We start from the raw sequence: 389 nt of genomic DNA, 5'->3' as shown, positions 1-389 counted from the left end.
ACTGATCAGAAAATCACCGTCGCTGGGGCGGCCTTTGATAAACCAGATCGTGATCAGGTTTATCGGAAAGCAATTGAGCGATTGAGCCTGCGGCCGATTTATAAGCCAACGCAAAAAAGCCCCGCAACCTATTCAGCTACGGGGCTTTTTCTATGTAATGGCGGAGAGATAGGCCGCCAACTTAGTATTCGCCAATGTCCTAAAAAATCCACAACCCCTAGATAAAACAAGGCTTACAGCCTAGTATCCGTCCATTAGCGTCCCGAGAGCATCCGCTGAATCCCACGTTCAGTGGGGGAACACGTGGGGGAACAGACGCGTGGGCTCAACAATTCTGATTGCCTTGGGTTCGTTCTTTGGCGGGCGGATCGTCGATCAGATGGGCAGCT

1 protein-coding gene is annotated in these 389 nt (G+C 51.4%); it reads left to right on the top strand.

The window, feature by feature from the left end; translation table 11 throughout:
* The coding region (locus tag NTD89_RS10865; RefSeq protein WP_262207556.1) for a hypothetical protein at positions 1-225 on the top strand (225 nt) is incomplete at its 5' end.
* Positions 226-389: the final 164 nt, after the last annotated feature.

It is taken from the genome of Pseudomonas sp. 14P_5.3_Bac1 (assembly GCF_025466135.1).
Lineage (GTDB): Bacteria > Pseudomonadota > Gammaproteobacteria > Pseudomonadales > Pseudomonadaceae > Aquipseudomonas.
This window is presented reverse-complemented; position numbering and strand designations above follow the sequence as displayed.